The sequence below is a fragment of the Fundidesulfovibrio sp. genome, assembly GCF_058402725.1.
Map to the genome: position 1 here is coordinate 1 of NZ_JBZVFJ010000187.1, position 5,584 is coordinate 5,584.

Annotated in this window: 4 protein-coding genes; all 4 read right to left on the bottom strand. The window is 70.4% G+C overall.

The features are described 5' to 3' along the window. Positions 1-17: 17 nt before the first annotated feature. Positions 18-419, bottom strand: coding sequence for a DUF4150 domain-containing protein (locus tag ACV4UX_RS16940; RefSeq protein ID WP_491594459.1), 402 nt, complete (start codon positions 417-419; stop codon positions 18-20). Between the two features lie 12 nt (positions 420-431). Continuing rightward, positions 432-1,490 (bottom strand): pentapeptide repeat-containing protein, encoded by a 1,059-nt coding sequence (locus tag ACV4UX_RS16945; RefSeq protein WP_491594460.1) that lies wholly within the window; start codon positions 1,488-1,490, stop codon positions 432-434. Between the two features lie 2 nt (positions 1,491-1,492). Next, positions 1,493-5,230: a DUF2169 family type VI secretion system accessory protein gene (locus ACV4UX_RS16950; protein ID WP_491594461.1), complete on the bottom strand. Its 3,738-nt coding sequence runs from the start codon at positions 5,228-5,230 to the stop codon at positions 1,493-1,495. Positions 5,231-5,247: 17 nt separating this feature from the next. After that, positions 5,248-5,584 (bottom strand): hypothetical protein (locus tag ACV4UX_RS16955; protein ID WP_491594462.1); only part of this gene is annotated, 337 nt, incomplete at its 5' end.

Below are 5,584 nucleotides of genomic sequence, written 5' to 3' on the forward strand. Positions count from 1 at the left end.
GGGGCCGTCCGTCGCCGCTAGCCCAGGGTGAGCACGGTCACCTGGCTGGGGGCGATGGTCATGCCCACGGCGTTGGGCAGCTCCACCATGCAGTTCTGGCGCGTGAGGCTGGTGAGGCGCTGGCAGGGCGCGGCGTCCATGAAGATGGTGATGCAGCCCAGGGTGTAGTCGGCCTGGCCGCTCTCCAGGTGGGAGACCACGCCCAGGAGCACGCCCGGCTCGTCGCCCTCGCTCACAAGGCCCATGGACATCTGGTTGATCACGGGCATGCAGTCGATGGTGATGTTGTCGGCGGCGGGCTGGGTGGTGATGGTCTCCGCGATGTTGGGGTAGGGCACGGGCACGGGCACCACCACGGGGGTGAGGCACACGTCGGGGAAGGCCATGTCCACTCCGGCGCCGAGGGTGAGTGCGAACATTGGCGGAACCTCCTAGGCCTGGACCGGGCGGAACGCCTCGGCCTGGGCCATTTCCTGGTTGGGGGAGCGCACGAGCGCGCGCTGGGTGAGTTCGTAGACGGCGTGCTCGTCGTTCATGCCGTGGAAGCAGGCCATGGTCATGTCGGCGCGGGTGAAATCGGCGGCGGTGCAGTCCGCGTGGGAGAAGTCGGCGTGGCGCAGGTCGCACCCGACGAACTTGACGCCCCGGCACCGGGCCTTCTTGAACTGGCAGCGGAAGAGGTTGGCCCCGGAGAGGTCCGCCGCGCCCAGGTCGGCCTCGGAGAAGACCGAGTTGTCGAAGACGCCTCCGGCCAGCCTGGCCCCCTTGAGCACGGCCCCCAGGTACATGCACTTGGAGCCCCTGGCCCCGGAGAGGTCCGCCCCCTCCAGGTTGGCCTTGGCGAAGAGGGCGTAGGCGATGCGCGCCTTGATGAGCTTCACGCCCGCCAGGTTGGAGCCCGAGAAGTTCACCTGGGTGAGCGCCAGGCCCGAGAGGTCCTGCCCGGAGAGGTCGCAGCCCGAGAAAAGCGCCTTCTCGAAGCTCACGTCCTTGAGGACCACGCCCTTGAAGTTGCAGCCCGTGAACACGGCCTTGTGCAGGGCCGCGCCGGTGAGGTCGGCCTGGGAGAAGTCCGAGGCGCGCAGGGTGAGCTTGTCGAGCCGGGCGCCGGCGAGCTTCGCCCCCGTGAAACGGGCGTTGTCGGCCACGGACCAGTGCACCATGGCCCCGGAGAGATCGGCCCCGGAGAAGTCGCAACGGCCAAGGAGCGTCATCTTGGTGGTGATCTTTTTCAGGCTGGCCCCGGCGAAGCTCGTGCCCGCCAGGTCCATCTTGGTCAGGTCGCAGCCGTCCAGGGTCGCGCCGGTGAAGTCGCACTTGCGGAAGCCCGCCTGGTTCACCACCGCTCCGGAGAGGTTCGCGCCCTTGAAGTTCACCCGCTCGAAGCGGATGTGGGTGAGGTCCGCGCCGGAGAGGTCCAGGCCCGAGAGGTCCTGCCCGATGACGGGCCTGCGGTCCCGGGCCGCGTCGAGGATGTCCTGTCTGGTCATGGCTACTCCAGGAGGTCGGCCTTGCCGTGCAGGGCCGTGAGGGTCAGGTTGGTTCCGTCGAAGCGGGTCTTGCCCACCACGGCCTTGTGGAAGTCCGCGCCGAAGCAGCTTGCGCCGCGCAGGTCCGCGGCCACGATGCGCGCCTTGGCGAAGGAGCCGAAGAGGAAGTCCGATCCGGAGAGGTCGGCCCCTTCCAGGTTGGAGCCGGGGAACGACGTGCCCCGGGCCGACACGCCGCGCAGGCGCGCCCCGGTCAGCTCGGAGTTCTCCGCGCGGCAGGCCGTGAAGCTGCCCTTGCGGAAGTCCGCTCCCGGCAGCAGGCATTCGCGCACCGAGAGGTGCGTGGCCTGGGCTCCGGTGAAGTCGGCCCCGGGCAGTTCGCTCTGGGCCAGCGCGCCCTTGGTGAAGCGCGTCCCGGCGAAGCGCACGCCCTGGCCCTTGCACTGCTGGAGCTGGGTGCTTTTCAGGTCCGCGCCGGAGAAGTCCGCGCCGTCCAGGCCCGTCTTGCGCAGGAGCACGCGCTCCATGTCGGCCTCGCGGAAGGAGGCGTTCTTGGCCTCGCACTCCTGCACGGCCATGAGCTTGAGCCTGGCCCCGGAGAACACGGCCCCGGCGAGGTTGGCCTTGCTCATGGAGGCCAGGCGCAGGTCTGCCCCGGAGAGGTCTGCCCCGGAGAGGTCGGCCTGGGCGAAGCTGGCCTGGTGGAAGTCCGCCCCCGAGAGGTTGGCCTTGGCGAAACCGGTGCGCGTGAGCATGGCCTGGTTGAAGCGCGCCCCCTTGAGGCTGGCCCCGGAGAAGTCGGCGTTCTGGGCCATGGAGCGCGCGAAGGTGCAGCCGTCGAGCCTGGACCCGGCGAACTTGGCGTCCGAGAGGCGGCAGGCCGTGAAGTCGGCCCCGGCGAGGTCCAGGCCCGAGAGGTCCACCCCGGCCAGGATGGACTGGGCCAGGGAGCGTCCTTCGGCGTGCATGGCCACCACCTCCTCGCGGGTGCGCGGGCGCATGGCGTCCAGGTCCATGCCCGCCTCCTTGAAGCGGGCCTTCATGTCGTCGGGCACGCCCTGGCCCTGGGCCTTCTTGGCGGCCTCGATCTTGGCCTTGGCCTCGGCCAGCTTCTGCTGGCCGGCCTGCCAGCGGGCCTCGGAGTCGGCCCCCAGCTGGCGGGCCTGGGCCGCCGCCTTGGTGATGTCGGCCTCCTTGTCCGGGGTGAGAAGCCCCTGGGCCTTGAGGGCGTCGCGCTTGGACTCCATCTGGGCGGCCATCTCCTCGCCCACCTGGTCGAAAGGCTTGCGCGGGGCGGCCTTGGCCTCGGCCATCACCTGGTCGAAGTCCTTGCCGTGCCTGGACATGGCCTCGCGGGCCTGGTTCTCCACGTCCTTCATGGTGGCCTTGAGGCCGTCGAACCTGGCCTCGTGGAAGGCCTTGATCTCGGCGTGGGCCGCCTGGATGAGCCCGGCGATGTCCGGGATGGCCGGGCGTTTTCTGGGCGGGGCCGGGCCGAAGGCGGGCACGGGGTCGTCCTCGGGGATTCCGATGGCCGCAGGGGGCAGGGCGTCGAAGACCCATTCGCGGAGGTCGGCCTTTTGGAGGCGCGCCTCCAGGCAGTCCTTTCCCTGGGGCAGCGGCAGCCAGGCGGCCTTGTCCGAAAGGGCCAGCCAGGGCGCGGCCGGGGCCAGGCGCTCCTGGGAGTCCCTGGGCGCGGCCACCAGCACGCGGGGAGCGTCCTTGAGGGCCTTGGCGGCCTCCTTGGGGGGCGGGGCCTTGGGTTCGGCCTGGGCCAGCACATGGCACACGTCGCCCACCTCCTGCTCCAGGAGCAGGGCCTCGGGCTCCGAGGCGGCCACCACCACGGGGGCCACCTCGTCGGGGCCGGGCAGCCAGAGCGCCCCCTCGGCCGAGCCGGGGACCGGCGTCCCCTGCCAGAGGGGCGCGACCGCCTCGGGCCAGTCCGGCAGCACGAACAGGCGCGTGAGCTTGCGGCCCTCGAAGCGCGGCAGCACCAGGCCCCGGGGGATGGTGAACGGGCCTTGCGGCATGCCCCAGTCCGCGCCCTCCTGGGCCAGGGGGGCGGCGTTGAAGCCCACCCAGGCGCGCGAGAGGGTGGGCGTCTTGAACCCGGCGGACTCCAGGCGGGCCATGAGGGCCGGTTCGCCTTCCAGGGAGCGCCGGGCCTGCACGGCGAAGGGGAAGGCCTTGGCGTGCCAGGGGCCGAGGCCGTCGTCGGGGTCGGGCAGGAGGTTGTCCGGGTCGATGCCCGCCTTGGCCAGGTGTTCGGGGGCGATCCTGGCCTTCATGGTCGCGCCCATTTCCTTCTTCATGTCGGCCTTCATGGCCGTGAGGGAGGCCTTGGTCTGGGCGGCCTTGGCCAGGGACTGGTCGATCTTCTGGGCCGTCTCCAGGAGCTGCGCGCGCTTGGGCGCGAAGGAGGCGGGGTCCAGCACGGCGCGCCAGCCGAACTTGTCCTGCATGTCCCTGGCCATGGCCTCCATCTTGTCCAGGGTGGCCAGGCCCTGGTCCACCACCTTGCGGTTCACGGCGGCCATCTCGGCGGGCTCGCGGGGCATGACGGGGGTCTGGCCCTTGGCCTGGGCCTTGATGCGCTCGATGTCCTTCTTGACGCGTCCGAACTTGAGCAGCTCGCGGTTCACCTTCTGGTTGGCGTCCGGGATCACGGGGGCCACGGGCTTCATGGCCGCCACGCGCCTGTTCTGGGCCTCCAGGTAGTGCTCCAGGGTCTGGGGGGGTGTTCCGGCGGCCTCGGTGGCCAGGTAGACGTAGCGCAGGTCGGCCATGTCGTCGCGCTCGGTGCGGAATACTCCGCGCCAGACGGCCACGCCGCGCAGCGCCTCGGGGAAGAGCCACACGGTGTCCATGTTCAGGGCCACTTCCTCGAAGGTGTCCTTCTCGGGCGGGGCCTTGGGGGCCTCCTTGCGCGTGAGGAAGAGCCGGGGCTTGAACTGGGGCAGCCGGAAGGAGACGAGCTGGCGCTCGGGGTGCATGTTCACGATCTCCACGGCCTCGCCGCCCCGGAAGAAGGCCTGGTTCCACTGGTCGGGGGGGGCCTGCTGGAAGAAGTCGGGGTCGAGGTCGTCGGGGTAGTAGGGCCAGCGGTCGTTCTTCCAGGCGTCGTCGTAGGTGCCCGCGCGTTTCTGGCGCTCGGGGTGCATCACGTCCAGGGGCAGGAAGGAAGCGGGCTCGGGGGCGTCCTGGGGCGAGCCCACGAGTTGGGAGTGGTATTCCACGTTGGGCAGGAAGACGGGCTTCTCCGGCTTTTCCCCCGGCTTGCCGGGGGGCATGCCCCGGCCCTTGGGGTTGCGCGGGTCCCCGGGGCCGCCGTAGGCGCGCTCCCACTCCAGGGGCATGACGGTGAAGGGCTCGGGGTCGGTGACGCCCGCCACGGCGTTGCCGGCGTAGACCCAGCGCCTGTCGCCGAACACGTCGAGGGTCTTCTTCACGCCGCCCGCGGAGACGCTCACCTGTGCGGCCTGGCGGGGCTTGCCGCCCGGGGCGAAGCACTTGCCCGCGGCCAGCACCTCGGCGCGCGGCTTGGGCAGGCCCACGTCGAGCACGGGGGGCTTGGGCAGGAGCTTCATCACCTCGGGCCACATCTCGCGGTCGGGCAGGGGGGCTTCGGGGTCGTCGAAGCCGAAGTAGACCATGACGGTGCAGACCAGGCGCATCCTGCCTGCCAGGGCCGTGGGCAGGAACATGGGGCTGTGGTGCGTTTCCTTGAGGATTTTCATCGATGTCCCCGCGATGCTCAGATGATGTTCAGGTTTGAGACGATCTTCGTGACGGTCCCCGAAAGCTCGGTCACCTGGGTCTCCACCTTGGTGACCTTCAGGTTGACCTCGTCGACCGAGGTCTGGACGCGTTGCACCGAGGCGGCGACCTCTTCCTTGGCGGTCGTCATCTCCTGCGAACTGGCCAGGGTGGCGGTGCGGGTGGTGATGGCCTCGGTGTAGGCCACCGTGATGTCCTGGCGGGTGGTGGCGAGTTCGCTGCGCAGCGTGACGATGCTGTTCTCGGTCCCCGTGATGCGCTGCTCGGCCGTCGTGATGGCGTCGGCGTTGGCCCTGACGTCGGTGTGGTTGGCC